Here is a 23,994-nt window from a genome sequence, read left to right on the forward strand (position 1 = left end):
ACCGTGGCGACGGCAAGGCCGCACTTCCCCGAGCGGGCGGCGCATGCCACATCCCGTCCACGTCGCGAACCCGGGATTGAGCGCATGACCGCCACCCTCGATCTTCTGAAGACCCGCCGCTCGGTGCCGCCACCGCTGCTGGACGAGCCGGGCCCCGACCGGGCCCAGCTCGAAACCATCCTGACGGCGGCCGCCCGCGTGCCCGATCACGGCAAGCTCGCCCCCTGGCGCTTCCTCGTGATCGCCGACGCGGCGCGGGAGCAGGTGGGCGAGACCATCGCGACGACCTTTGCGGCCGACAATCCGGACGCATCCGCGGAGCGCTTGGCACAGGAGCGCGCCCGTCTGACGCATGCCCCGGTGGTGGTCGCGGTGGTGTCGCGGGCCGCTCCCCACGTGAAGATCCCCGAATGGGAGCAGGTGCTTTCCGTAGGCGCCGCGACCATGAATCTGGTGATCGCCGCAAACGCGGCCGGGTTCGCGACGTCCTGGCTGACGGAGTGGTTCGCCTATGACCGGCGGGTCCTCGATGCGCTTGGGCTCGCGCCGTCGGAGAAGCTCGCGGGCTTCGTCCATATCGGCCGCGCCCGCGAGGTGCCCTCCGACCGGCCGCGACCATCGCTCGGCGAGATCGTCACCTGGCTCTGAACGCCGTTCGAGGGGTGCTTCAACGCACGAAGGCGCATCAATAGGCAGATCGGGTCCAGAATATGGTTCGATCAGGCGCCCCCAGCGCGCGATCATGCGTTAAGCACCGGTCTGTGTCGCTGCCTGGGCCTCACCCGTCAGCGCTTGGGAGGTCCCCCGGTGCATTACGATCTCGACGTTCCGCGGGAGGCGCGCGCGCTCCCGCACAACCCGCTCAAGGCGATCGTCGCGCCCCGGCCGATCGGCTGGATCAGTTCCATGAGCCGCGACGGCAAGCTCAACCTCGCGCCCTACTCGTTCTTCAATGCGGTGGCCGACAATATGGTGGCCTTCTCGTCCTCGGGACGCAAGGATGCCATGACCTTCGCCGAGGAGGGGCGGGAGTTCGTGTGCAGCCTCGCCACCTGGGATCTGCGCGACGGGATGAACGATTCCTCGGCGCCCCTGCCGCGCGGCGAGAGCGAGTTTGCCTTCGCGAATCTCGCGACCGCCTCCTCACAGAAGGTGCGCCCGCCGCGGGTCGCGGATTCGCCGGCCGCTCTCGAGTGCCGCTGGCTGCAGACCGTGCCGCTGGTCCCGCTCGAAGGCGGCGAGGCCGAGAACTTCCTGGTCATCGGCCAAGTCGTCTCGATCTACGTCGACGAGACCTACTTGAAGGATGGTATGGTCGATACCGGGGCGATGCACCCGATCATGCGCGGCGGTTACTTCGATTACTTCCACGCCACGCAGGAGACGCGCTTCCAGATGCGCCGGCCGAAGGGCGCGGGCGAGTTCTCGCCGTCCTGAAAGCGGACTAGTTACAAGGGGATCGATTGAGAACTTGTTTACCATAGGCAGCGCAGATTCCGGGGGTCTCCAGCCCCCCTGCGCGCCCGGATGTTCCTGTTCACCACCCCGTCCAGCCCTCCGGAGAGTCCACCGCCGACGCGGATGATGCCGGGGACGGCTGCGTCCGGTCCGGTGGTCCAGGCGATCCGCGACGGGGCGATGGCGAGCGGCGTCGGGTTCGACTACCTGCTGGCCACGGCGCGGCGGGAATCATCCCTCGATCCCGCCGCCAAGGCCGGGACCTCCTCGGCCACGGGGCTGTTCCAGTTCATCGAGCAGACTTGGCTCGGCGTCATGAAGAAGGCCGGGCCGCGCCTCGGGCTCCAGGCCGAGGCCGACGCCATTACCCGGCAGGCCGACGGCAGCTACGTGGTGCCGGATGCCGGGCAGCGGCAGGCGATCCTCGATCTGCGCCGGGATCCTAAGGTGTCGGCGACGCTTGCGGGCGCCCTGACCCAGCAGAACGCCGACGCGCTCTCGGGGGCGCTCGGGCGCGAGCCGACCGCGGGCGACCTCTACGTGGCGCATGTGCTCGGCGCCAAGGGTGCCGCCGCACTGATCGCCACCGCACGCGCCTTTCCGGCCCGGGCTGCGGCCCTCGACCTGCCGGAGGCGGCCGCCGCCAACCGCGGCCTGTTCTACGACCGCTCGGGCCGTCCACGGAGCGCCGCCGAACTCTATGCCAGCCTCGCGGCGGCGGCCCGGGGCGCAGCCGCGACCGATCTCACCGGCCTGCGTCAGGACGAGGCCGCGCCGCCCCAGGCGGTCTCGGCCTATGCGAGTGCCGCCACGGCCTTCGGCGGCACCAGCGACCTGCGCAGCCTGTTCCAGACGGATGCACGCGTGGCCGCCACGGATGCCGCCGCGCGGAACCTGCAGGCGCGCAACCAAGCGCAGCCGGCCGCGCACGCCGCGCCGACCTACTTCCCGCGGACCGGCGCGGAACCCGCTGCTGCAGCGCCCGTCCCGGATCCGGTCGTCACCGGTGCGCTTCCCGAACCCGTTGCCCCGCCGCCCGGCAGCGCCATCGCCAATCCGCCCTTGCCCCCACGGCGCCCGCCCGAACTCGCCGCGGCAAATTCACCGGCCGGCGTCAGGAACAGCCTGTCCGCACCCCGGAGGGGTCCATGATCATCCGCGAGTTCCTGACTCGGACGCAGAACGCCTCTGCGGCTCAGCGCGCCGAGGCCGCCGCAATCCTGGGGCGGGCCTATCTCTATGGCGACCTCCCAGCCGACGAGGCTTGGGAGGCCAAGACCGCCCTGCTGACCCTGCTGGACGATCCCTCCCCCGTCGTCCGCCGGGCCTTGGCCGAGACCTGCGCAGCCTCGGCCCGGACGCCGCGTCCGTTGGTGGTCGCCCTTTCCTGCGACGTGCCGGAAGTGGCGCGCCTGATCCTCGCGCGCTCGCCGGTCCTGACCGATGCCGACCTCGTGGACGCGGCTGCCCTCGGAGACGAGGCGACCCGCGCGGTGATCGCGGCCCGGCATCACCTCTCACACATGGTTTCCGGGGCGCTGGCCGAAATCGGCGAACTCGAGACCCTGATCGCGCTCGTCCGCAACCCGACCGCCAAGATCACCGCGGGCCGGCTGCTGCGCATGATCGAGCGTCGGGGCACGGAGGCGGATCTGCGCGAGGCCCTGCTGGGCCGCGCTGATCTCCCCCCGGAGGTGCGCTACGCGCTCGGCCTCGCGGTTGCGCAGGCGCTCTCGGGCTTCGTGATCGATCGCGGCTGGCTCGGGAGCGAGCGCTGCGACCGGCTGCGCCGGGAAGTGGGTGAACGCGTCGCCCTGGAAGCCTGCGAGGGCTCCGGAGCGGCGGGCATCGCCCGGCTGGTTGCGCATCTGCGCACGACCCATCAGCTGACCGCCGGACTGATCCTCCGCGCCGTGCTCTCGGGGCGGACCGACTTCGCCCTCGCGGCCCTGGCCGACCTGTCCGGCCAGGACCATGCCGGCGTCGCCCGGGCCATGCGCGATCCCAGAAGCTTTGCCGATCTGCACGACCGGGCAGGTCTCCCCGGCGCGCTGCTGCCGGCCATGCAGGCTGCGCTCTCGGCCTGGCAGCACGTCGCCCACCGCGCGACGCCCATCCGCGGCACCGGCCTGTCACAGCGGATCATCGCTTGCGCGATCGATGCCTGCGGCAGCCTGCCGGACGCCGAGATGCAGCCCGTCCTGGTTCTATTGAATCGCTACGAGGCCGAGGCCGCGCGTGACGAGGCCCGGGAAGCCGCCCGCGCCATCGCGGCGGCGGCACTCGTGCGCGAGACCGCCCGCCGCGAGGCCGAGGCGCTGGACGCCACCTGGCGCGCCGCCCTGGACGATCAGCGCCGGAGCGCCTTCCCGTCGTCCGAGGCCGCGCCGGTCATCGACACCGCGGTTGGGCTTGTGGATGCGCCGGTGGCGGTCGAACCGAGCAACCCGGTCGGCGCGATCCTGGACGCGCTGCCGGAGCAGATCCTGGCTTGGTACCGGACCGAGGCGCCGGTCGCGGACCCGGAGGCCGAGGCCGCTACGGAAGCCGTGCTGAGCAGCCTCGAAGAGAGCTTGCTGGATCAGTTCCGCGCAGGCCGCAGCGCCGCCGTATTGCCTTCCGAAGCGGGCAGCTCGGATAAGGCAGCCCGGATCGCTGCCTAACCCGCCGCCCGGAGCGGGCGGCCGTTCGCTTCCGGCTGGCGCGTCCTACTCGGCAGCTCTGCGCGCCTCGACATCCGCCGCATCCGCGATTCCATAGCGCTCGATGGTGTCCTCCAAGCGCAGGGCGGCGTTGATCAGAGCCATGTGCGAAAAGCCCTGCGGGGTGTTCCCGCGCTGCTCGCCCGTCGCCGGATCGATCTCCTCGGCGAACAGTCCGAGATCGTTCCCCCGGGCGATCAGCCGTTCGAACGTCGCTTTCGCCTCGGCGGTACGGCCGTCGAGGGCGAGGCAGCCGACCCGCCAGAAGGCACAGGCCGTGAAGGTGCCTTCGTCACCAACGAGACCGTCCTCCATGCGATACCGGTAGATCAGGTCGCCGGCCCCGAGTTCCCGCTCCACCGCCGCCAGGGTCGCACGCGTCCGTGGATCCGTTGGATCCAGTGCCCCGAACAGGGCGACGCGCAGCACCGCGGCGTCGAGGTGGTGCGAGTCGTAGGCGCCGACATAGGCCTGCTTCTCCTCGCTCCAACCCTTATCCAGATACTCGTCCCGCACCTCGGCGGCGACGCGCTCCCATTCGGCGATCTTCGCTTCGGGCACGCCCTCGATGTTCCGGGCGATCCGGGCCGCGTCGGTCAGCGCCACCCAGATCATCGCCTTGGTGTGGACTTGGTGGCGTGGCCCCGTCCGTAATTCCCAGATGCCACTGTCCGGATCGTGCCGGTGGCGGATCGCCCGCGCCGTCAGGTTGTCGAGCACCTCCGGCAGGCGGTCGTTGACCTTCTCGGGCGGGTCGTAGTCGACCGCTTCCAGGAAGACGCACAGCGCCCTCAGCAACTCGCCGTAGATGTCGTGCTGGTCCTGCCCCTCGGCCAGATTGCCGATCACGACGGGGCGCACGCCGTTCCAGCCCGCGAGATGATCGAGCTCCTCCTCCTGGGGCATGCCGTCCGCGATGCCGTACATCAGGCGCGTCTCGCGGCCATAGGTGCCGTCGCGCTCGCGGAGGAAGCGCAGGAATTCGGACGCCTCACGGACGTAGCCCAACATCACGAAGGCCGTCACCGTGAAGGAGGCGTCACGCAACCAGGTGAAGCGGTAGTCGTAATTGCGGTTTCCCGGCACAGCTTCCGGCAGCCCCGCGGTCGCGGCCGCCAGGATGCCGCCCGACGGCGAGTAGGTGAGCAGCTTCAGGCACAGCGCCGAGCGCATCACAGCGTCGCGGTAGATCCCGCGGTAGGTGCTGCGGGCACACCAGCGGCGCCAGTACGCCTCGGTGGTCTCCAGGCGCCGCCGGGCACCCGCGAAATCGTCGATCGCGGCATCCTGCTGATCCTCGCCGTGAGTGAGAACCAGATAGGCGGTCTCCCCCGCCGCCAGGGAGAAGCGGATCTCGGCGCGGCCCTCGATCAGATCCGGCTGTCGATGCGCATTGACCCGCAAGCGCCAGTCGCCGGCCTCGAACAGCACGGACGTTCCCTCAACGCTGGGCGTGCAGGGGCGGCGTGCGTAATCGAAGGTCGGGCAGACCCGAAAGACACCGCTGACGGTGCCCGCTTCGCAGGTGAGCATGCGGATGAGCCGACTCTCGCCCTCGCCGTCGGGACCTTCCTCCGGCTCGGGACTCGGCGGATTCACCGGCATCACGTCGGTCAGGCAGGCCCGGCCCGTTCGCGTCGTGAAGGTCGTCTCGAGGATGTTGGTGTCGGGCAGATAGCGCCGGGTCGTCCCGTCGAGGCCGTCGAAGGCCACGCTGCAGGCGCCGCCCTTCTCGTCGTCGAGGAGTTTGACGAACAGCGCCGGGGAATCGTGGCGCGGCCAGCACAGCCAGTCGATCGAGCCGTCGCGGGCGATCAGCGCGCAGGAATGGGTGTCGCCGATGAGGGCGTAGTCGCTGATGGGCTTCGACACGGGGGTTTCCGGCTGGCGGCCTCGCCCGTCAAGCTGGGCGGACGCTGACCCCGGGAGTTAGCCGGGTGACGCGACGTTGCGAGTCCGGCTCGACGATTCGCCGCAGGACCATAAGCAACCCGGAAGAGCACCGAGCCGGATCGGTATGCCACGGCCGTGCCCCGAAAGACATGACGCTGCACCTCGGCCCTATCGGTGCAGGCGGCGACAGGGAAACACGCGCTTACAAATTGGGTCCGCCAGCCATCTTCGAATACTCGCCGGTTCGGGGCATGATGGCACCATGATGCAAGCCGAACAGCATACAGACTCCGTTGCGATGGCGACCTCGGCAACGCCCCACATCCTCGTCGTCGAGGACGATCGGGAGATCTCGACCCTGATCGCGCGCTACCTGCGCGGAAACGATTGCCGGGTGACGCTCGCCGGCGACGGGACCGACATGGACCGGGCGCTGGCGGAATCGCGCATCGACCTGATCGTGCTCGATCTGATGCTGCCGGGCGAGGACGGTTTGAGCCTGTGCCGGCGGCTACGCGAATCCTCGCAGATCCCGATCCTGATCCTGACGGCGAAGTCGGAAGATGTCGACCGGATCCTCGGCCTGGAACTCGGCGCCGACGATTACCTCGCCAAGCCGTTCAATCCCCGGGAACTCCTCGCCCGCATCCGTGCGATCCTGCGCCGGGTCGCCGCCGAGGCGCCCGATACGGACGAGCGCCGCCGACTGCACTTCTCCGGCTGGACACTCGACGTCTCCCTGCGGCAGGTGCTCTCGCCCGAGGGGGCCCGCATCGCCATCACGGGTGCCGAGTTCGATCTACTCCATGCCCTGTGCCTGCGGCCCGGCCGGGTCCTCTCGCGCGACCAGCTCCTGGACCTGACGCAGGGCCGCGCCGCCGGTCCGTTCGAGCGCAGCATCGACGTGCTGATCTCGCGCATCCGCCAGAAGATCGAACGCGATACCCGCAACCCCGAATTCATCCGGACGATTCGCTCCGGCGGTTATCTGTTCACGCCCGAGGTCACGCGGTCATGAGCGTGCTGCGTCGGCTGCGGGCCCGGCTTCGGCCAGCGACCATCGCGGGCCAGATCGCGTTGCTCGTGGTTGCGGGGATCGCGGTGGCCCACGTGGTCGCCACCACCGCGTTCCTGCTGCTGCACGAATCCCAGAAGCCCGACGAACTGCCGGGCGTCGCGGCGAGCCGCCTCGGCATGCTGTCGCGGCTCCTCGACACGGTCGAGCCGGCGGCCCGTCCCGCGCTCCTGGCCAGCGGACGCAGCCTGCCCCTGATTCATGTCGAGCCCTGGGACGGCCAGGCGCCGCCCGGGGCGGAGCCGATCCCGGATCTTCCGGTGATCCGCCGCCTGCGCAATGGTGCCGGGCGCCCGGTGACGATCGTCGACCTGTCGGCCGCTGATCCGCAGCAGGAGCAATCGGCCGGTCAGCTCCATGTCGGGATCGTCACGGCCAGCGGCGCGACGCTCCAGGCCACCCTGCCGAACGATCCCCTGCGGACGCCCAAGCAGGGCGCCCTGATCTTCACCGTGGTGTTCCTGGCGCTCACGCTGGCGCTGCTCTGCGTCTGGGCGACCCGCGCGCTGACCGCGCCGCTGAAGCGGCTCGCAGGCGCCGCGGAGGCGTTCGGAGCCCGCGATGACCACGTCGCATTGCCGGAGGCGGGACCGCGCGAGGTCATCGCCGTGTCGCGGGCGCTCGACCGGATGCGCTCCCGGGTGCGCCGGTTGATCGACGACCGCACCCAGATGCTGGCGGCGATCAGCCACGATCTCCGCACGCCGATCACCCGCCTGCGCCTGCGCGCAGAGTTCATCGAGGACGACACCGCCCGGGCCGCCACCCTGCGCGACCTCGACCAGATGAACGGCCTCGTGGAGGCGGCCCTCTCCTTCGTGCGCGACGGGCAGGTCCGCGACGCGAGCAGCTTCACCCTGGTGGACCTCGCTTCCGTGGTGCAGACGGTCTGCGACGACTTCTCGGATATCGGCGCCCCGGTCAGCGTCGGCCGCAGCCGGCACGTCCTCGTGCGCGGCCGGCCGGAGGAATTGCAGCGCGCGGTGACGAACCTCGTCGACAATGCCGTGAAATATGGCGGCCGGGCGGAGGTCCATATGGACGCCTCGGAGCGCGGGGTCCGGGTCTGTGTTCGCGATGCCGGTCCGGGCATCCCCGAGGCGGAGCGCGAGGCGATGCTGCAACCCTTCGTCCGCGGCGACCGGGCCCGCAACCTCAACGAGGCACGGGGCTTCGGCCTCGGCCTGTCGATCGTACAGGCCATCGTGGAGGCCCATGAGGGGCGGTTGATGCTGGAGAACGGCCGCGAGGGCGGCCTTCAGGCCGTGATCGAACTGCCCCTCGCGGCACAGGTCTTTGCCGGGCAGGTGACCCGGAAGGCGGCGCCGGCCTCGGCCGAGGCGGCCTGACGACCTGTAACCCTCCAAGCCGTCCCGGGGCGTTTCCGCCCGGGAACGGTCGGTCGACAAGGTGGCGTAGGCTCAGGCCGCCCGGATATGGTGCAGGAACTGGGCGACCTGAGCGCGGAGCTCCCCGGAACGCGCCGCCAGGGTGTCAGAGGCCTGCGCCACCGATGCGGCGGCGTGGCCGGCATCGTCCGCGACACGCGCGACCTCGGCGATATCATCCGTCATCATGCCGGTTCCAGCGGATGCCTGCCCCATGCTGCGGACGATATCCTGGGTGGTGACGCCCTGCTGGTCCACGGCGGCGGCGATGCCGGTCGAGACCTGGTTCATGGCCCCGATCTGCGAGGCGACGCCCCGGATCGCCGTGACGGCATCCCCGGTGACGGTCTGGATCGCCGCAACCTGCCGCTCGATCTCCTCGGTGGCGCGGCTCGTCTGGGTGGCCAGTTCCTTCACCTCGGCGGCGACCACGGCGAAGCCGCGGCCCGCCTCGCCGGCACGCGCCGCCTCGATGGTGGCGTTCAGCGCCAGCAAATTGGTCTGGCCCGCGATGGTCGAGACGATGCCGACGACGTCGCCGATCCGCGTCGCCACCGTGGCGAGATCGGACATGATCTGTTCGGCCCGCCGCGCCTCCCCAACGGCCGCGGCCGACAGACCGGTCGCTTCCTCGACCTGACGGCCGATCTCGCGCACGGTCGCGCCGAGTTCCTCCGCGGCGGCCGCGACGGTATCGACGTTGTCGGAGGTCTGCCGGGCCGCGCTGGCGACACTTGTCGAGCGTTCGGACGTGCCGGCGACCGCGATCCGCATGGTGCCGGACGCGCTCTGGAGCGCCGACACGGCCTCGGTCAGGTCCTCGGCGATTCCGCCGACCGATCGCTCGAACCCGTCGGCGAGATCCTGCAGCATGGCCCGACGGCTCTGTTCCTCGCGCAGGCGAGCAGCCTCCTGCGTCCGCAACTGCTGCGCCGCATCCTCCAACGACATGTCGTGGATCGTCACCACGGCCCGGGCGATATTGCCGATCTCGTCCCGGCGCCTGCTGCCGGGCACGTCGGAGAGGGCCTGACGGTCAGCGAGTGCCATCAGCGCGCGGGTCAGGGCACCGAGCGGCGTCACGATCGAGCGGGCCAACAGGAGACCAAGCACGGCCGTCGCGGCCAGGATGCAGAGCCCGATGAGGATCAGGGTATAGGAAAGCCCACGGACCGCCGCGACGGCCTCGGCCTCCGACTGCTCCGCCACCACCGTCCAGGGCGCCCCGAGCACGCTGAGCGACGAGGCCGACGCAAGGTGCGGCCCGTCTGCGGCTGCGAAAACCAGCGTGCCGCCAGTCTTGAGGTGATCGGCCGCGATTCCCAAGGGCGCGATGCTGCTGCCGGCCTTGATGCCCGGGTTCAGGGGCGGATCGCTGCGCAGGAGACCGTCGGTCCCGGCCGCGAAGACCTGCCCGGTTTCGCCGAGACCGGTGCGCTTGGCCAGCGTCTGATCGAACAGGGCCGGGCTGATCCGCATGACGATGAAACCGATCCGCTCCGCCGCCTGGGCGGTTCCCATGGCGACGTTGGCACGCTTGGTCATGGCCCGCCCGATGAAGGCAGCGGGGCCGCCATCCACCGGATAGGCACGGAAATCCTCGAACAGCGCCGTGCCCGGATCGGCCGTCTTCAGCCGCGCGACGAGGCGGGCGAGCGCGGTCTCCGACAGGTCCGTATCCTGAATCGACCGCGCGAAATCGGCGCCCTTCGTGGCCGTGTAGACGATCCGGCCGCCCTCATCGATGAAGAGCAGATCGGCATAGCCCGGCTGGGCGACGAGCTTGCGCGCAACCTCCTGCACCTTGATGTGCCGACGTGCGTACATCCCATTCATGCCGTTGCCGTCGAGGGCGACACGCGCCTCAACGGTCTGCGGCGCACGGAACGCCGTCACCAGCGCGGTGGTCTCGGCCTTCGTCAGATCGAGAGTCTCGATCAGATCGGGGAAATTGGACGCGATCTGGGGATGGGCCGCGATGGCTTGCAAATCGGCTTCCATCCGATCCGCGACCAGTTCGATACCGTCCCGGCGCGCATCGGCCGCCAGTTGCAGGCGCTCCTGGGCCGCGCGCGTCAGCGCAGACCGAGCTGTAAACCAGCTGCATCCGCCCATGACTATGGCACTGAGCAATGCCAAGCCGATGATCATTGCGGGGAGCCGCACACTGAGCCGAGAGAACAGGGTCATATCTACCAAAAGCTTTTAGCGGTCTCGATGCCGCCAAGTATCGCACGGCTTCTTTAATTTCTGGTGACGGCGCCAAGATCCTCAAAAATTTGGCCTCGACAGCCGATAAATGAAATCACTCCCATCATTTGTCGTTTTCGATATCGGAGAAGCAAAAACACAATCGAAGGTCCGAATTCGAGAAATTATACTTGTACTGTAGTCTATAAAACGAGCACATTTGAGTTTCGGGGTCGAGCAGCCCAGCCCGATGCCGCTCGTGCCGATCTCACGCGTCGAGCGGGCCCATCGCGCCCGCGATGCGTCATCGAAGGGCGGCCCGCCTCCTGCTAAAGCGGACGGACCGCAGACGTCTGCAGGAGATGGAATGACGCGCAAGACCAGCTCCGGTGGAGAGCGCCGCATCGCGCTGATCGGTGCGCCGATCGAGGTCGGGACCAGTGAGCCGGGGGCGTTGATGGGTCCGGCGGCCCTGCGCACCGCCGGTCTCGTCCGGGCCCTCTCAGATCTCGGCTGTTCGGTCACTGATCACGGGGACATCGTGCCCGATGGGCCGGGCGGGGGGCGCGGTCTCGAAGCCGTGGCCGCCTGGACGCGCGCCCTGTCCCGCACGGTCGAGGACGCCCTGATCGGCGGGGCCTTGCCGCTCACCGCGGGCGGCGATCACAGCCTCTCGCTCGGCTCGATCGACGGGGTCATGCGCCATTGCGCCCGCCAGGGTCGACCGCTCTTCGTGCTCTGGCTCGACGCCCATGCCGACTTCAACACGCCGGAAACCTCGCCCTCAGGCAACGTGCACGGCATGCCGCTGGCAGCTTTGTGCGGGGAAGCGGGCTTCCCGAACCTGTTCGCCGATCCGGCCCCACCCGCGCTCAGCCCCACCAGCGTCCACCTGTTCGGCCTGCGTTCCATCGACGCCGGTGAGCGTGCCCTCGTCGCAACCCGGCGCGTCGGGGTCACCGACATGCGCACCATCGACGAGTTCGGGGTGGTCGCCCCCTTGCGGAAGGTCCTCGCACAGGTCGCCGCCCAGGACGCGCATCTCCACGTCAGTTTCGACATCGATTTCCTCGACCCCTCCATCGCCCCGGGGGTCGGTACGACGGTGCCGGGCGGCGCCACCTTCCGGGAGGCGCACCTGATCATGGAGATGCTGCACGATTTCGGCCTCGTCCGCTCGCTGGATATCGTGGAGCTGAACCCCTTCCTCGACGAGCGGGGCCGCAGCGCCCGGGTGCTGGTGGAGTTGGCGGCGAGCCTGTTCGGGCGGCGCATCCTCGATCGCCCGACCGTGCCCATCGAGGCGGTTCCGGGCGACGCGACCGAGCGCGATTGATGCTCAGCGAGACCCCGGATGCGGGCACAGTGCCCGAGAGAACGTCGGCGCGGCAACGCTCGGACGGTCGCGTCCGATTGCGGGCCGGACCGGCCTGCGCAGGTGGCGCCACACGAATTGTCGACCTGGCGGAATCGGGGCCGTCGCGCCTGCGATTCCCGCGCGGAGCGGGCGCCCTGGAGGCGGTTCTCGTCAACACGGCCGGTGGGGTGGCGTGCGGCGACGCCTTCGCGATCGCGTTGGAACTCGCGCCGTCATCCGATCTCGTGCTCACCACCACGGCGGCCGAGAAGATCTATCGATCCGACGGGCCCGTCAGCCGCATCGAGAATCGCCTGACCCTGGAAGCAGGGGCGCGGCTGGCGTGGCTGCCGCAGGAGACGATCCTGTTCGACGAGGCTCGGGTCTGCCGGCGCTTCGAGGCGGATCTCGCCCCCGGGGCCGCCCTGCTCGCCGTGGAGATCATCGCCTTCGGCCGTGCCGCCCGGGGCGAGCGGATCACCGCCGGCCTCTTCCGTGATGCATGGCGCGTGCGCCGGGCCGGTCGGCTGGCCTACGCCGACACGTTCGCGGTCGAGGGTGCGATCAGCGACCTCCTCGCCCGCCCGGCAATCGGCGGCGGCGCGCGCGCCTGCGCGACGCTGCTCGACGTCTCCGACGGGGCCGAGGCCCGCCTGGAGGAAGCACGCGCGCTCCTGGCCACAGCCCATCAGCCCGGGATCGAGGCAGCCGTGAGCGCCTGGAACGGGCATCTCGTGGTGCGCGCCCTGTCGCCCGGCATCGGCCCCGTGCGGACCATGATTGCACGGTTCCTCATCGGCTACCGCGGCCTCCCGATGCCGCGGGTCTGGCAGAGCTGAGCCGATCCTGCGGATTGGCGGCCTCGAAGCCGTTGCCTGCGACGGCCGACCTCTGCTAGAGACGCGCACCCGGAGCTGTCCGCCAAGCTCCGTACGGCGCATCGGCGCCGTCGGTATGGCCTCGTGGCGGAGTGGTTACGCAGAGGACTGCAAATCCTTGCACCCCGGTTCGATTCCGGGCGAGGCCTCCATCTTTCTCGACACATAGCGCTCGTGAAGGCCGGCTCGCGTGAGCGCGGGCAGCGGAATTGGCCGGGGAATCGGACCCGGCGCGATCATCCCACCATCGCCGTCGCAACACCGCGTAAGCCGGTGGCCGGCGCGTGGAATGGCGATTCAGGCTCCGTGGACGCGAACCATGTAGGTTTCGATCGCCTGCTGCAGGCTGTGCGTCCCGGTGTTCACCCGCGTTGCACTGCCGCGCACTTGCCCGGCCTGAGCCTCGTTGGAGGCGGCTGCGGCCCGGACGCCGGCGACACTTTCGGAGACCCTCCGGGCGTCTTCGGCCGCGTTGGAGATGGCCCGCGCGATCTCCTGGCTGGCGTTGCCCTGCTGGTCGGTCGCCTCCGCGACCTCGGAAGCGATCATGCTCATGCGGGCAATCGTCTCGGCGATCGCCTCGATGGCGCTGACCGTCCGGTCAGCGGCGCCCTGGATCGATCCGACCTGCCCGGTGATGCGGTCGGTGGCGAGCGCAGTCTGTCCGGCAAGCGCCTTCACCTCCGCGGCGACCACCGCGAAGCCCCGGCCCGCGGCACCGGCCCGGGCCGCCTCGATCGTGGCGTTCAGCGCCAGCAGGTTGGTCTGCTCGGCGACGTCCCGGATCAGCGTCACCACCGCGCCGATCTCTTCGGCCGCCTGTGAGAGCGAGCGGACCGTCTCCTCCAGGCCCCGTGTATCGGTCAGCGCCGTGGATGCGATCTCGCTCGTGTGCCGGACCCGCGCCTCGATCTCGCGGGCCGAGGCCGAGAGCTCTTCGGCGGCGCTGGCGATACTGTCGACGATGCCGGCGGTCTGGCTTGACGCGTCGGCCACCACGGTCGCCCGCGCCGCCATGTCGCCGGCATTGCCCGAGAGGGTGTCGGCCGCCGCCTGCATCGCCTCGACCGATCCCGCGAGATCTGCCACCGCGCGCTGCGTCTCCAGCTCGAACTCATGCGTTGCCGCCTCCAGCGTCTCGGCACGGTGGTGGTCGCGGTTGCGCCGGGCCTGCGCGTCCGCGTCGAGGTCTCGTTTCTCGATCAAGGCCTTCTGGAAGGCTGCGATCGCCCCGGCCATCTCGCCGATCTCATCGCGGCGATGCGTGAACGGGATCGCATGACCCAGGTCGTTGGCGGCGAGCGCCGTCATGCAGGCCTTGAGCCGGTTCAGGGGCTGCCGGACCTGCGTGAGGATGATCCAGATCGCCGCGAGCGTGCCGAAGATAAGCGCCACAGCCGGCACGATGATCAGCGTGATCCGCGCCAGCCTGCGGTCGGCGGCATCCGCGGCGCGCCGGGCATTCAGGCGGCTCAGAACCTCGCGACCCAATGCGGCGATCTCCGAGACCATGCGCTCCCGGTTCTTCACCGTCGCCTCATCGGTCGCCTGGATGAGGGCCGCCTTGGGCGAGACCGTCAGGCCCAGTTCGGCCGTGTCGTTCTGGTAGGCGATGAATTCCTTGACGAAGAGGTCGAACCGGCGGCGGCGGTCCTCGGGAAGCTGGTCCTCCATCGCCTCGAGGAATGGCACGCGAACCTGCTCGACGGTGGCCAAGGCCTCATGCAGCGCCGACAAGCGCGTCCGGGCCTCCGTCACGTCCTCCGAGGTGAACAGGGCCGTCGCCTGCACCACGGCATGCTCGATCGCCTGCCCGAGCGCGCCGGCCTGCAGCCCGGCGTTCCAGATCTTGTCGGTGGCCGCGGCACGCTCCTGCTCGAGATTGGATTGGCGCAGGGCGAACACCGTGATGCCGATCGCGACGACGGCCAGCAGGCCGACCACGACCGCGAGCTTCAAGCCAAGGGTGATGCGCATCGCGACGAAGCTGCTTTTGCATGGGAAACGGATCAGCTCAGCCATACAGCAGGCAAAAGCGAAGCACATTCAAATATAGCCGGCAAAAACAAAAAAATCATTTGTGGCGAATAATTTGAAAAACGCAGTCGTTATGACTTATCATGTAAAGTTGTTGCTCTCGATGGCAGCACGGTGACCGCTTTTGCCGTTGCTCAAATCGAGATTCGCCGCTCCGGCGGGCCGTTCAGCGGCCTGTAATGCTGAATGTCCGTCGTTGCGCGCACAGGGCCATGTCCCGGCCCGACCGATCCCGGTCGGAACGCCGGACCGCACGACAGCCGGGCCCACACGGGATCTTTGGGATCTGGCCGGACGGTCGAGTTCCAGGACGGGGTTTCTCGCATCCATTCGAGCTGCTCCCCCGGTCCTTTGCCAAGGGCGCTGACGACGAAAGATGCGTTCGAGACGGAGTGAGCCTCATCAAGGCCCTTGCGCAGATCGGCTCCGGTGTGTAGAGACGCGGCCGTGATCCCCGATAGCTCAGTTGGTAGAGCAGGCGACTGTTAATCGCCTTGTCGCAGGTTCGAGTCCTGCTCGGGGAGCCACTGACTTTCCATCGATGCAGGCAGCAACGTTATCGGTCTGGTCCGATCGACCGGTCGATCTTGTTCAGCGTCTGATCTTGCCCTCTCCTGACCGATCGACGGGTGCCGATCCTCTCGATGCGTGCCCCGTGGGCCCGCGGGCAGGTCAGGCTTCGGATTCGTGCCGTAGAGCCGCGCTCCACCGTCTGCGGAACATTGGCTGATTCGGCTGGCGCCCAGACCAGTCATCCGACGCAACCTGGAAGAGACCGCCCCCCCGGCGTGCCGGCCCGTCGGACCCACGGCGCCCCATGACGATTCGTGTCCGGATCCGGAAACCAATCCCGCTCGCGGCCAAACCGACTCGGCGCAATACCCCCGGTTTTGGCCGGCCGCTTCAATCGGAGCGATAAACGCGCGATAAGCGCGGCATGTTGCGCCGATTCGGCTACCCCACGGAAACAAACAGCCTGTTCATCGCCCTCGTCGATGAGCTCGCAACTGGCGTTTTTCCAGCTGCCATCATGGCGGCGACTTACTGTGGCGTGGCGAGCTTCGTTGCCTACAGACTCGAATCACTGCTTTTGTCAGTCTTGGTCTTGTCCGGCACGATCCTCGGTGGCTCGAAATGCCTGGTCAAGCGGTGCCATCAGCGTGCCCTGCGGAACCGTTCCTGGACCCGCCAGCGCGCATCCCGTTGGGAGCGCGTGCATACCGGCTTCACGCTCGGCTTCGCGACCCATATCGGCTGCGTCGTCGCATGCGGGCTCCTCGCCTCCGACCCCGCGCTCCCGATCCTCGTGACGGGGCTCGTGTTCGGTTATTGCTCGGGTACGGTGACGCGCATTGCGTTCAGGCCCTTCGTCGCGGGAGCCGCCATCGGCATCGCAACCGTACCGGCCATCGGTGCGGCGATCCTCCGGGGCGACATGACCAGTCTCGCGATCGCCACGATGTTTACGATCTTCCTCTTCGGGGGGTTCGAGACCATCCGGTACCTCTACCTGAACACGCGGCGCCAGATCATCCTGCGGCACGATATGGCGTCGCTGGCCAAGAACGACCCGTTGACGCGCCTGCTGAACCGCCTGGGCCTACGCGAGGCGTTCCGCGGCGTGGTGGCCGAGGCGCGCGGGCATGCGATCGCGGTGCATTGCCTCGATCTGGATGGCTTCAAACCGATCAACGATCGGTACGGCCACGCGGCCGGGGACCTGCTCCTGCAGGCGATCGCCGACCGGCTGCTGGCCCTCGCCCCGACCCGGGCAGCGGTCGCCCGGGTCGGGGGCGATGAGTTCGTCATCGTTCATGGGCCGCTGCTGCAGCCCGGCGAGGCCGAGCGGCTCGCCCAGCAGATCGACCACGCGATCGCCGAACCGTTCCTGATCCAGGGTCATGAGGTCCGTGTCGGGACCAGCATCGGAATCGCAACGGCGCCGCCCGGCTCCCTCGAACTCGATCCGCTCATGGCCGCAGCGGATGCCGAACTGTATCGGGCGAAGGAGGGCAAGGCCGGTGCGGGCCTTCGGGCGGCCAGACCGGCGAGCGGTCTCCGACCTGATCGGCAAGGGAACGCGGCGTCCTGACACCGACCTACCCGGTCCGCACGAATTCCGGCGCAAGGCCGGCAGGCAAACAGCATCGCGAGAATCGAAGCCGATTTGCAGGAGCGTCGGGTCTGGGCAAAATGCGTCCTGGCGCGTCCGGACGCGGGGGCGATGCGCAGCCCCCGTGCCTTCGACAGCCTTCGGCTCAGGCCTGCTGTTGCTTTTTCAGGCTGCTCTGCGCGCCCGACTCATCCGTCTGCGGATTCGCCAACCCGCTGTTGTTTGCGTCGGCGTCCGGCGGGAGATCGGCGACGGTTTGCCGATTGCCGACGTGATCTTGGTACTGTTCAGTCTGAACATTCTTGCTGTCGAGCCCCCGCTCGTCGCTGTGACGCGACTTGTCGCGATTGCTGAGCACCATGTTGTCCGGCAGCACACCCTCTGGCAGCTCCGACATGGCACCGGTTCCCGACCCCTTGCCCTGAGCGCCCGGGCCGACCTTATGCCGACTTGCGTTGGCCATGTTCACCCTCCGATGCGGTCTTCTGAACCCTGAAGCGGTCGCGGCCTTCAGCGATCCTGCTGATAGCCCTGGTTGGTGGTGTTCACCTTCGTATTCCCGGCCTGTCCAACCTTGTCGGGATCCTTGGCCTGCGTGCCGCTCTGCCCTTGCGCGAGCGGCGCTTCGGTCGCGCTGCCGGGTCCCTTGTCGGAGCGGTTTGCGGGGGGAACGGGGGGTGGCTTGGTGGTCATGGGCTCCCGATCTTTTTCGATGAAGGGGCGATGTGGGGCAAACCCAAACCCGGCGGCATCGTTCCGGAAAGCCCAACCGGCAAAGCGTCGCGATATTCCATCCGCGCAATCGAATTTTCGACTCGCAAATACTGGCGCCCATGCTTCCGGGCGCAGCCGATCCGCCGTGTACGACCCGCCCGAACCGCGAAGGATTGAATGTCTATGCCGATCACCACGGCCAAGATTGCGGCCGTGAGGGAGCCGGAACCGCGACCGCCGCGGGAGCTGCGATGCGGGCGTCGATCGGATCCCCTGTGGCGGGCGGCGCGGGCGTTCAGGATCGGCCCGACACGGACGACTGACCGCGACAGCCCTTCCGGTGTTCTTCCCCGCCCCGCCGGGCTGACCCGGACCCGGTCGCGGGGACCTTCCGGCCCGGCAAGATTTGCCGCGCAGCCGATCCTGCCGATCTCGAAGGCGGACGCGTGGTTGAAAAATAAGGAGAATTTCTGGAACGCCCTATGCCTGACCGGAGGGCAGCAACGATTCGAGGGCTGAATATGTCGGCGAACGCAGTATCGGGATCATCACTCCGGCAGGATCTCGTCAGCGCCCTGCGGCAGGCGCGCGCCGCCAGCGTCCAGCCGATCGACGCCAGCGGCTACAGCACGGCGAGCCAGGATGCCGGCACCGCCCAGGCCACCGGATCGGCCACGCAGTCCAGCACCACCGCCGCGAGCCCAGCCCTGTCGAGCGACCTGATGGCGTCCCTCCTCCAGTTGCAATCTGATTTCAGTCAGATGGGCCTGCAGACCGGCGTCACGTCGCCCGCCGACTCGGACAGCACGGCCTCCACATCCAACCTGACGGATGCCAGCCAGGCATCGTCCGGCCCGGCAACGGTCCATCACCATCACGGCCATCATGCCCGGCCGCCGGAATCGGAGGCTGTGGGCGACGCCCAGAGCGGGTCGTCGACCACCACGTCGGACGCGACTGCGGACCCGAGCGCCACGTCGACCGGGAACTCCGCCGCCACCGAGCCGGGTGATGGCCTGCAGGCCCTCTTCCAGCAGATGACGAAGGCGATCGCCGCCTATGCCACCGCGGGCCCTGCCGGCATCGCGGCATCGGTGCTGACGAGTTCGTCCAAGGCCTGAACCGCGCACGGGACGACGCCCCTGGAGCAGCGCGCGTTTCCCTGGCATGATCGGCCCGATCGGAGGCCGCCATGTTGCTGACCGTACCCGTGATCCTTGGCAGCGTCCGGCGCGACCGGATCGGCATCCGGGCAGCACGCTTTCTGATCGCGCAACTCGAAGCGCGCGGTCATGCGGCACCGCTGGTCGACCCGGCCGAACTGAAACTCCCGCTGCTCGACAGGATGTACAAGGAACATCCGGCCGGCACCGCACCGGACGCCCTGGAGCGGCTGGCCGCGCTCTACCGGAGTGCCGACGCGTTCCTGGTGGTCACGGCGGAGTACAATCACGGCGTACCGCCGGCGCTTTCGAACACGCTCGATCACTTTCTCGAGGAGTATTATTGGCGCCCGTCGGCGATCTGCTGCTACTCGGCGGGTCAGTTCGGTGGTGTCCGCGCGGCCATGCCGCTGCGGGCGATGCTCGCCGAGATGGGCATGCCCAGCATCCCCTCGCTCCTGCCCATCCCGCGCCTGCAGAACGCCATCGCGGAAGACGGTACCCCCACCGAACCGCGGCTGGGACCCTCCACGCAGCGCTTTCTCGACGAGTTGACATGGTACGCGGAGGCTCTTGGCGAGCGCCGTCTGCGCGGGACGCCCTATTGATCGCCGCACACAGCAGCGTCGGCGGAGGCTCGCAACATGCCCCGATCGCTCCCGCGATCACCCAGCGTCGAGGACGTTTCGCTTCGTGCTCAGACCGCTTTTCGCTGTTGCAAAAAGGTGGCTGCACGTCCAGCCGAAGTATGAGAGCTTAACCGTGTCCCCGAACACGGATTGAGTCCGATGAAGATCGAAGACCGGGCGCTCCTTCAGGAGCGTGTGCGGACGCTTGTCTTGCGCCACGCGCTCCAAGCTGTCCTCGACCGCCTCGCGACTGCAACCCGCGGGGCCGGCCAGGACGCGGAAGCCGAATTGCTGACCCTGGAGCAGTCCCTGGTCGCGGCCGCACGCAGCCTCGCCGATCGCGCGAGCGCCCAGAAGCTGGCGGTGCTGGTCGCAGTCGAGGATGCGACCGCCACGATCCGCACTGCCTTCGACAACGCGCACGACCGTCTCGACATGCTGGCTCCGCCACACCTCGCCCTGGTCGAAGTGCCGGCCGCGGTCGCCGCCTGAGCAGGTCGGCGGCGACAGCCCGACGCTTCCTCCGCCCGGACCCCTGGGGGATCGCAGGGTTTTGTCGCGGACGGGTCGGTCACCTTCGCGAATCAGCCGAGATGGCCTCACTGGACCGGTGCGATTTGACCCAATCCGTGCCCGTGTGAATGAAGCTCTGGGTTCGCGACAGTCTCGGCGGCCCGTTCGACGTTTTTGAATATTGCGAGACGTGCGGAGAACCGGACCGGCGTGGCGCGCACCACCGCGAGGAACACGTCCCCGCCAGTCGGCCCCACACGTTCGATCCATTGCACACTAGTTAGAAAACCCGATATGTTCTCACATTGAACATTCTTTGTCAGCCAAATTATGACCTAACACTCTCAGAAAAATGAGTTTATCCAATACGTTATTCGGTAATACTATAGAATACGTCCGATATTTTTACTCAAACTCGATTTACGACCGTCCAGCGACGTTAATCTCGGCCAATGGATCACAGGCGGTCGCACGCGCGGCCCTGACTGACCGGTGAGGACGACGCCGCCCCCTCCGATCGAAGCCCTTCTGAAACAACGGACTCCGCGGCCAGGGCTTTGATCAAGCCGCGACGTTTCGATGGTCGCGGCCCCATCGCTGCACAGCGCAGCCAAGCGGCCCGCGGCTATTGCTTAGCGCGGTTGATGATCGTCCAGAGAACCCGGGCCACCGGCTCGGTCACCGTCCGGCGGTACTTGCGGTGGACGAGTTGGCCGTTGTGGAAGACGTCCTGCTCCACGTAGAGCCTCTCGCCATCCCAGCGGACGATGTTGTCGGACTCGAACGTCTCCTCGACGCCGAGATCGCCCCGCAGAATCGAGCTACCCGTCTGATTCAGCATACGCGCGTCCTCGTTCACGCAATCGGTTTACCGGAGAGCGCGCCGTGCCCGCCCATGCCGCATGCTCTACCGTGCGTCGCGGACGGCTCCCCAGTCTGGCAGCATAGGTGGGCGCAGCCGGACATACCAGCGACGCCGGGGACGCAAATGCGTGGCCGTAACGCGGACGCGACCGTCAACGATCGAGCGTCGCGATTGCGTATCGGCTGCGCCTTATGTGCGCTTTTGCACGTCGGGAGCGGAACGGCCGTGCGATGTTGAGTGAGCGCGTCAGGGCTGCACGCAGGGCACGTCTCAGGCGTGGCCGCTCGCCCGCGAGCTTGCCACGGAGGCGCTCATGGTCGTCCGCCCATTCCGCTTCGTCGCCCCGGCGCTGGCCGCCCTCGGCCTGATCGGCCTGCGCCTGCTCAGCCCGATCATCGGTCCGGCGACGCCCCCAACCTCCAACGCGATCGAGGAGGGGGGCGTGGTGTTCCGGCACTACCTCTGAAGGCTCAGCCGCGCCGATTCAGGACGGCGCCGGGTCCGGCACAGGCGGGATGCGCCGACGGTCCGAGGATGATGTCGCCCTGCTGCGGATTGTTGACCGTGAAGGGCGCCGTTTCCTGGAGACCGATGAAGCCGCGTCCCAGCTGCGGGACGAACAGGTCGCCGCCGAAGCGCACGAAGCAGCGGTCGAGCACCGCCTCGTAGTCGAAGGTCCGCTGCTCCACCGGCGCGGCCCCGGCCTGCGGGATGCCGCAATAGGCCGCCACGTCGATCTGCCCGGGCCGCGACAACCGCATCGACACGGACTGGCCCGGCAGGAGCACGGCCGGCACGCCCCCGTCCTGACGCGCCACCACGACGAGGCTCGACCGGTTGTAGACCCTGCGCAGGCAATCGGCCGAGGCGGGGGAGGGGACCGAGGCGAACCCCGCGAGCGTGAGCCCGATGCCGGCCCAGGCGCACCAAACACGCTTCGTCACCGCAAATCCTCCGCCGGACGACCGTTCGACCCGTATTGGCCGCGTTTCGTGTAAACCGCGGCCAGCGTGGCCGCACAATACGAACACCATAACACGTCTCGCGTTCACCCCCGCGGCGATATTCGATCGGATGACGGTGGAAAACCGGTCTCAGCGCCGCTCGTAGAGCAGCCGCGCCCGGATCGTCCCCGGGATGGCCCGGATCTCCGTCAGCAGCACCTCGGCATCCGCGTCAATGGCATCGGTCTCCAGAACCACGTAACCGACCTCGCCATCGGTCTGGTAGAATTGCGCCGCGATGTTGACGTGCCCACGGGAGAACACGTCGTTCAGGCGGCCCAGCATGCCGGGCAGGTTGCGCTGCACGTGGATGAAGCGCGTGCCGGTCGGCCGGGCGGGGAGCTGGACCTGCGGGAAATTCACGGCCCCGACCGTCGAGCCGATATCCGAATAATCGATGAGCTTGCGCGCCACCTCGGATCCGATGCGTTCCTGGGCTTCCTCGGTCGAGCCGCCGATATGCGGGGTCAGGATCACGTTCTCGAGCCCCTGGAGCGGGCTCACGAAGGGCTCGGCGTTGGAGCCGGGCTCCACCGGGAAGACGTCGATGGCTGCGCCTTTGAGGTGGCCGTCGCGCAGGGCCGCCGCGAGGGCCTCGAGGTCGACCACCGTGCCCCGGGCGTTGTTGATCAGGAAGGCGCCAGGCTTCATCGCCCGGATCTCGGCCTCACCGATCATGTTGGCGGTGGAATCGGTCTCGGGCACGTGCAGCGAGACCACGTCACTCTGCGCCAGAAGTTCGTGCAGCGACGTGGTGGGTTCGGTGTTGCCGTGGCGCAGCTTGTCGGTGTGGTCGTAGAACAGGACGCGCATGCCCATCGCCTCGGCGAGCGTCGAGAGCTGCGTGCCGATATTGCCGTAGCCGACGATGCCGAGCGTCTTGCCGCGCACCTCGAGGGAGCCCACCGCCGACTTGTCCCACCGGCCCGCATGGGCGCCGACCGAACGCGGCACGATGCGGCGCAGCAGCATCACGATCTCGCCGATGGTCAGCTCCGCGACCGAACGGGTGTTCGAGAAGGGTGCGTTGAATACCGGGATGCCGCGGTGTCGGGCCGCCTCCAGATCCACCTGATTCGTGCCGACCGAGAAGCAGCCCACCGCCAGCAACCGGTCGGCCGCCTCGAACGCCGACGCGTCGAGTTGGGTGCGCGAGCGGATGCCCAGCATGTGCACGCCCTGCAGCGCCTCGTAGAGCGCCTCCCGATCCAAGGCTTTCGGCAACCGGGTGAGATTGGTGTAGCCGGCCGCCCGCATCAGCGCCACGGCGCTGTCGTTGATACCTTCGAGGAGCAGGATCCGAATCTTGTCCTTCGGCAGGGAGAGCTTGTCGGGCGTCATGACATCGATCGTCTGGCAATGGGTCGCGACGAATGGGGACGCCGTCGGCCCTGATGGTGAACCGCGAGGGATACGAGTCTGCCCTGTGCGATGCAACATGCCGCGGCGCTAGGCAGCATCCAGGGGCGCCGGGCCTGCGGGACCAGGATGCCTCTGAGTCCTCGCCGCTAGTCAGCACCCGTGTGCCGAACATTCCGGCAGGTCGACCTTCGAAACAGCACTGTTGAGCGGAACCGACGTGATCCTGGAGCTTTGTAGGCTTCTATACTGTTCATACCCCTCCCGCTCGGCGTTGTGCCGATGCCCGATACGGTCCACGCCAATGCATATCCGCACCGGTTTCGCGATCAGCTTCGATACGTTCGGCCCGACGCCGATGAACCTGCTCCTGAACGTCCACGCCGATCGCCGCAACGACCTGATCACCCCGGAGGCGATCACCTTCGACCCGCCGGTGCCGATGCATCAGCACGTCGATGCGTTCGGAAACGTCTGCACCCGCATCGTCGCCCCCGGCGGCCGCATCACCATGGCGGCGGACTTCACGGTTGCGGATTCCGGCGCGCCGGACGTGATCGAGCCCGAGGCGCGCCAGATCCCGGTGCAGGACCTGCCCGACGCCGTGCTGATGTTCCTGCTCGGCTCGCGCTACTGCGACACCGACAAGCTGTCCC

General features: G+C 68.3%; 21 protein-coding genes, 2 tRNA genes and 1 pseudogene. 16 read left to right on the top strand and 8 right to left on the bottom strand.

Annotation, left to right across the window (positions count from 1 at the left end):
- The first annotated feature begins 84 nt into the window (after window positions 1-84).
- The 4 genes from MKK88_RS04755 to MKK88_RS04770 all read left to right on the top strand — a co-directional run bounded on the left by MKK88_RS04755 (window position 85) and on the right by MKK88_RS04770 (window position 4,121).
- A complete protein-coding gene (locus tag MKK88_RS04755) occupies window positions 85-648 on the top strand; it encodes a nitroreductase (RefSeq protein ID WP_243997452.1) in 564 nt (187 codons plus the stop codon).
- A 159-nt stretch (window positions 649-807) separates the two neighbouring features.
- Window positions 808-1,437 (top strand): flavin reductase family protein, encoded by a 630-nt coding sequence (locus MKK88_RS04760; RefSeq protein ID WP_243997453.1) that lies wholly within the window; start codon window positions 808-810, stop codon window positions 1,435-1,437.
- Between the two features lie 90 nt (window positions 1,438-1,527).
- Window positions 1,528-2,610: a lytic transglycosylase domain-containing protein gene (locus MKK88_RS04765; protein WP_243997454.1), complete on the top strand. Its 1,083-nt coding sequence runs from the start codon at window positions 1,528-1,530 to the stop codon at window positions 2,608-2,610.
- Window positions 2,607-4,121: a DUF2336 domain-containing protein gene (locus MKK88_RS04770; RefSeq protein WP_243997455.1), complete on the top strand. Its 1,515-nt coding sequence runs from the start codon at window positions 2,607-2,609 to the stop codon at window positions 4,119-4,121. The genes MKK88_RS04765 and MKK88_RS04770 overlap by 4 nt, the downstream gene beginning before the upstream one ends.
- A 45-nt stretch (window positions 4,122-4,166) precedes the next feature.
- Here MKK88_RS04770 and MKK88_RS04775 read toward each other — a convergent pair whose 3' ends face one another.
- Window positions 4,167-6,032, bottom strand: a complete 1,866-nt coding sequence (locus MKK88_RS04775) for a glycoside hydrolase family 15 protein (protein WP_243997456.1) — start codon at window positions 6,030-6,032, stop codon at window positions 4,167-4,169.
- Between the two features lie 283 nt (window positions 6,033-6,315).
- On the opposite strand from MKK88_RS04775, the gene MKK88_RS04780 reads away from it, so the two are divergent.
- Together MKK88_RS04780 and MKK88_RS04785 are read left to right on the top strand one after the other, a co-directional pair.
- Window positions 6,316-7,071, top strand: a complete 756-nt coding sequence (locus MKK88_RS04780) for a response regulator (RefSeq protein WP_409566618.1) — start codon at window positions 6,316-6,318, stop codon at window positions 7,069-7,071.
- Window positions 7,068-8,477: an ATP-binding protein gene (locus tag MKK88_RS04785; protein WP_243997458.1), complete on the top strand. Its 1,410-nt coding sequence runs from the start codon at window positions 7,068-7,070 to the stop codon at window positions 8,475-8,477. Before MKK88_RS04780 ends, MKK88_RS04785 begins: the two co-directional genes overlap by 4 nt.
- Window positions 8,478-8,549: 72 nt before the next feature.
- On the opposite strand, the gene MKK88_RS04790 is transcribed toward MKK88_RS04785, so the two are convergent.
- Window positions 8,550-10,706: a methyl-accepting chemotaxis protein gene (locus tag MKK88_RS04790; protein WP_243997459.1), complete on the bottom strand. Its 2,157-nt coding sequence runs from the start codon at window positions 10,704-10,706 to the stop codon at window positions 8,550-8,552.
- Between the two features lie 367 nt (window positions 10,707-11,073).
- On the opposite strand from MKK88_RS04790, the gene rocF reads away from it, so the two are divergent.
- The 3 genes from rocF (at window position 11,074) to MKK88_RS04805 (ending at window position 13,093) form a co-directional block, all read left to right on the top strand.
- On the top strand, window positions 11,074-12,042 hold the full coding sequence (gene rocF, locus MKK88_RS04795) for an arginase (protein ID WP_243997460.1): 969 nt from the start codon (window positions 11,074-11,076) through the stop codon (window positions 12,040-12,042).
- Window positions 12,042-12,902, top strand: coding sequence for an urease accessory protein UreD (locus MKK88_RS04800; RefSeq protein WP_243997461.1), 861 nt, complete (start codon window positions 12,042-12,044; stop codon window positions 12,900-12,902). The genes rocF and MKK88_RS04800 overlap by 1 nt, the downstream gene beginning before the upstream one ends.
- 117 nt (window positions 12,903-13,019) lie before the next feature.
- Window positions 13,020-13,093, top strand: a tRNA-Cys gene (locus tag MKK88_RS04805).
- 145 nt (window positions 13,094-13,238) lie between these two features.
- Here the strand turns inward: MKK88_RS04805 and MKK88_RS04810 are convergent.
- Window positions 13,239-14,918: a methyl-accepting chemotaxis protein gene (locus MKK88_RS04810; protein WP_243997462.1), complete on the bottom strand. Its 1,680-nt coding sequence runs from the start codon at window positions 14,916-14,918 to the stop codon at window positions 13,239-13,241.
- 511 nt (window positions 14,919-15,429) lie between these two features.
- Between MKK88_RS04810 and MKK88_RS04815 the strand changes: the two genes are divergently transcribed.
- Window positions 15,430-15,505, top strand: a tRNA-Asn gene (locus MKK88_RS04815).
- Window positions 15,506-15,915: 410 nt separating this feature from the next.
- Window positions 15,916-17,070 (top strand): GGDEF domain-containing protein, encoded by a 1,155-nt coding sequence (locus tag MKK88_RS04820; RefSeq protein WP_243997463.1) that lies wholly within the window; start codon window positions 15,916-15,918, stop codon window positions 17,068-17,070.
- Between the two features lie 166 nt (window positions 17,071-17,236).
- Here MKK88_RS04820 and MKK88_RS04825 read toward each other — a convergent pair whose 3' ends face one another.
- Window positions 17,237-17,554: a hypothetical protein gene (locus MKK88_RS04825; protein WP_243997464.1), complete on the bottom strand. Its 318-nt coding sequence runs from the start codon at window positions 17,552-17,554 to the stop codon at window positions 17,237-17,239.
- Between the two features lie 47 nt (window positions 17,555-17,601).
- On the bottom strand, window positions 17,602-17,784 hold the full coding sequence (locus tag MKK88_RS04830) for a hypothetical protein (protein ID WP_243997465.1): 183 nt from the start codon (window positions 17,782-17,784) through the stop codon (window positions 17,602-17,604).
- A 542-nt stretch (window positions 17,785-18,326) separates the two neighbouring features.
- On the opposite strand from MKK88_RS04830, the gene MKK88_RS04835 reads away from it, so the two are divergent.
- The 3 genes from MKK88_RS04835 to MKK88_RS04845 all read left to right on the top strand — a co-directional run bounded on the left by MKK88_RS04835 (window position 18,327) and on the right by MKK88_RS04845 (window position 20,089).
- Window positions 18,327-18,926, top strand: coding sequence for a cell wall anchor protein (locus MKK88_RS04835; protein ID WP_243997466.1), 600 nt, complete (start codon window positions 18,327-18,329; stop codon window positions 18,924-18,926).
- Between the two features lie 71 nt (window positions 18,927-18,997).
- Window positions 18,998-19,576 carry an NADPH-dependent FMN reductase gene (locus tag MKK88_RS04840; RefSeq protein ID WP_243997467.1) on the top strand — a complete coding sequence of 193 codons (579 nt, stop codon included), beginning with the start codon at window positions 18,998-19,000 and terminating at the stop codon, window positions 19,574-19,576.
- 180 nt (window positions 19,577-19,756) lie between these two features.
- Window positions 19,757-20,089, top strand: a complete 333-nt coding sequence (locus MKK88_RS04845) for a hypothetical protein (RefSeq protein WP_243997468.1) — start codon at window positions 19,757-19,759, stop codon at window positions 20,087-20,089.
- Between the two features lie 646 nt (window positions 20,090-20,735).
- Here the strand turns inward: MKK88_RS04845 and MKK88_RS04850 are convergent.
- The gene (locus MKK88_RS04850) at window positions 20,736-20,951 is read right to left on the bottom strand and encodes a hypothetical protein (RefSeq protein WP_243997469.1); all 216 of its coding nucleotides are present in this window, start codon (window positions 20,949-20,951) and stop codon (window positions 20,736-20,738) included.
- Between the two features lie 337 nt (window positions 20,952-21,288).
- Here MKK88_RS04850 and MKK88_RS04855 point away from each other — a divergent pair, with 337 nt between their 5' ends.
- Entirely contained in the window at window positions 21,289-21,441 is a 153-nt protein-coding gene (locus tag MKK88_RS04855; protein WP_243997470.1) for a hypothetical protein, read from the top strand.
- Between the two features lie 4 nt (window positions 21,442-21,445).
- On the opposite strand, the gene MKK88_RS04860 is transcribed toward MKK88_RS04855, so the two are convergent.
- Complete coding sequence (locus tag MKK88_RS04860) at window positions 21,446-21,919, bottom strand: hypothetical protein (protein ID WP_243997471.1); 474 nt, start codon at window positions 21,917-21,919, stop codon at window positions 21,446-21,448.
- A gap of 150 nt (window positions 21,920-22,069) precedes the next feature.
- Window positions 22,070-23,320 carry a phosphoglycerate dehydrogenase gene (serA, locus tag MKK88_RS04865; RefSeq protein ID WP_243997472.1) on the bottom strand — a complete coding sequence of 417 codons (1,251 nt, stop codon included), beginning with the start codon at window positions 23,318-23,320 and terminating at the stop codon, window positions 22,070-22,072.
- 322 nt (window positions 23,321-23,642) lie between these two features.
- Between serA and MKK88_RS04870 the strand changes: the two are divergent.
- Window positions 23,643-23,994, top strand: a pseudogene (locus MKK88_RS04870) (transglutaminase family protein); the annotation flags it as partial.

It is taken from the genome of Methylobacterium sp. E-005, from assembly GCF_022829725.1.
Lineage (GTDB): Bacteria > Pseudomonadota > Alphaproteobacteria > Rhizobiales > Beijerinckiaceae > Methylobacterium.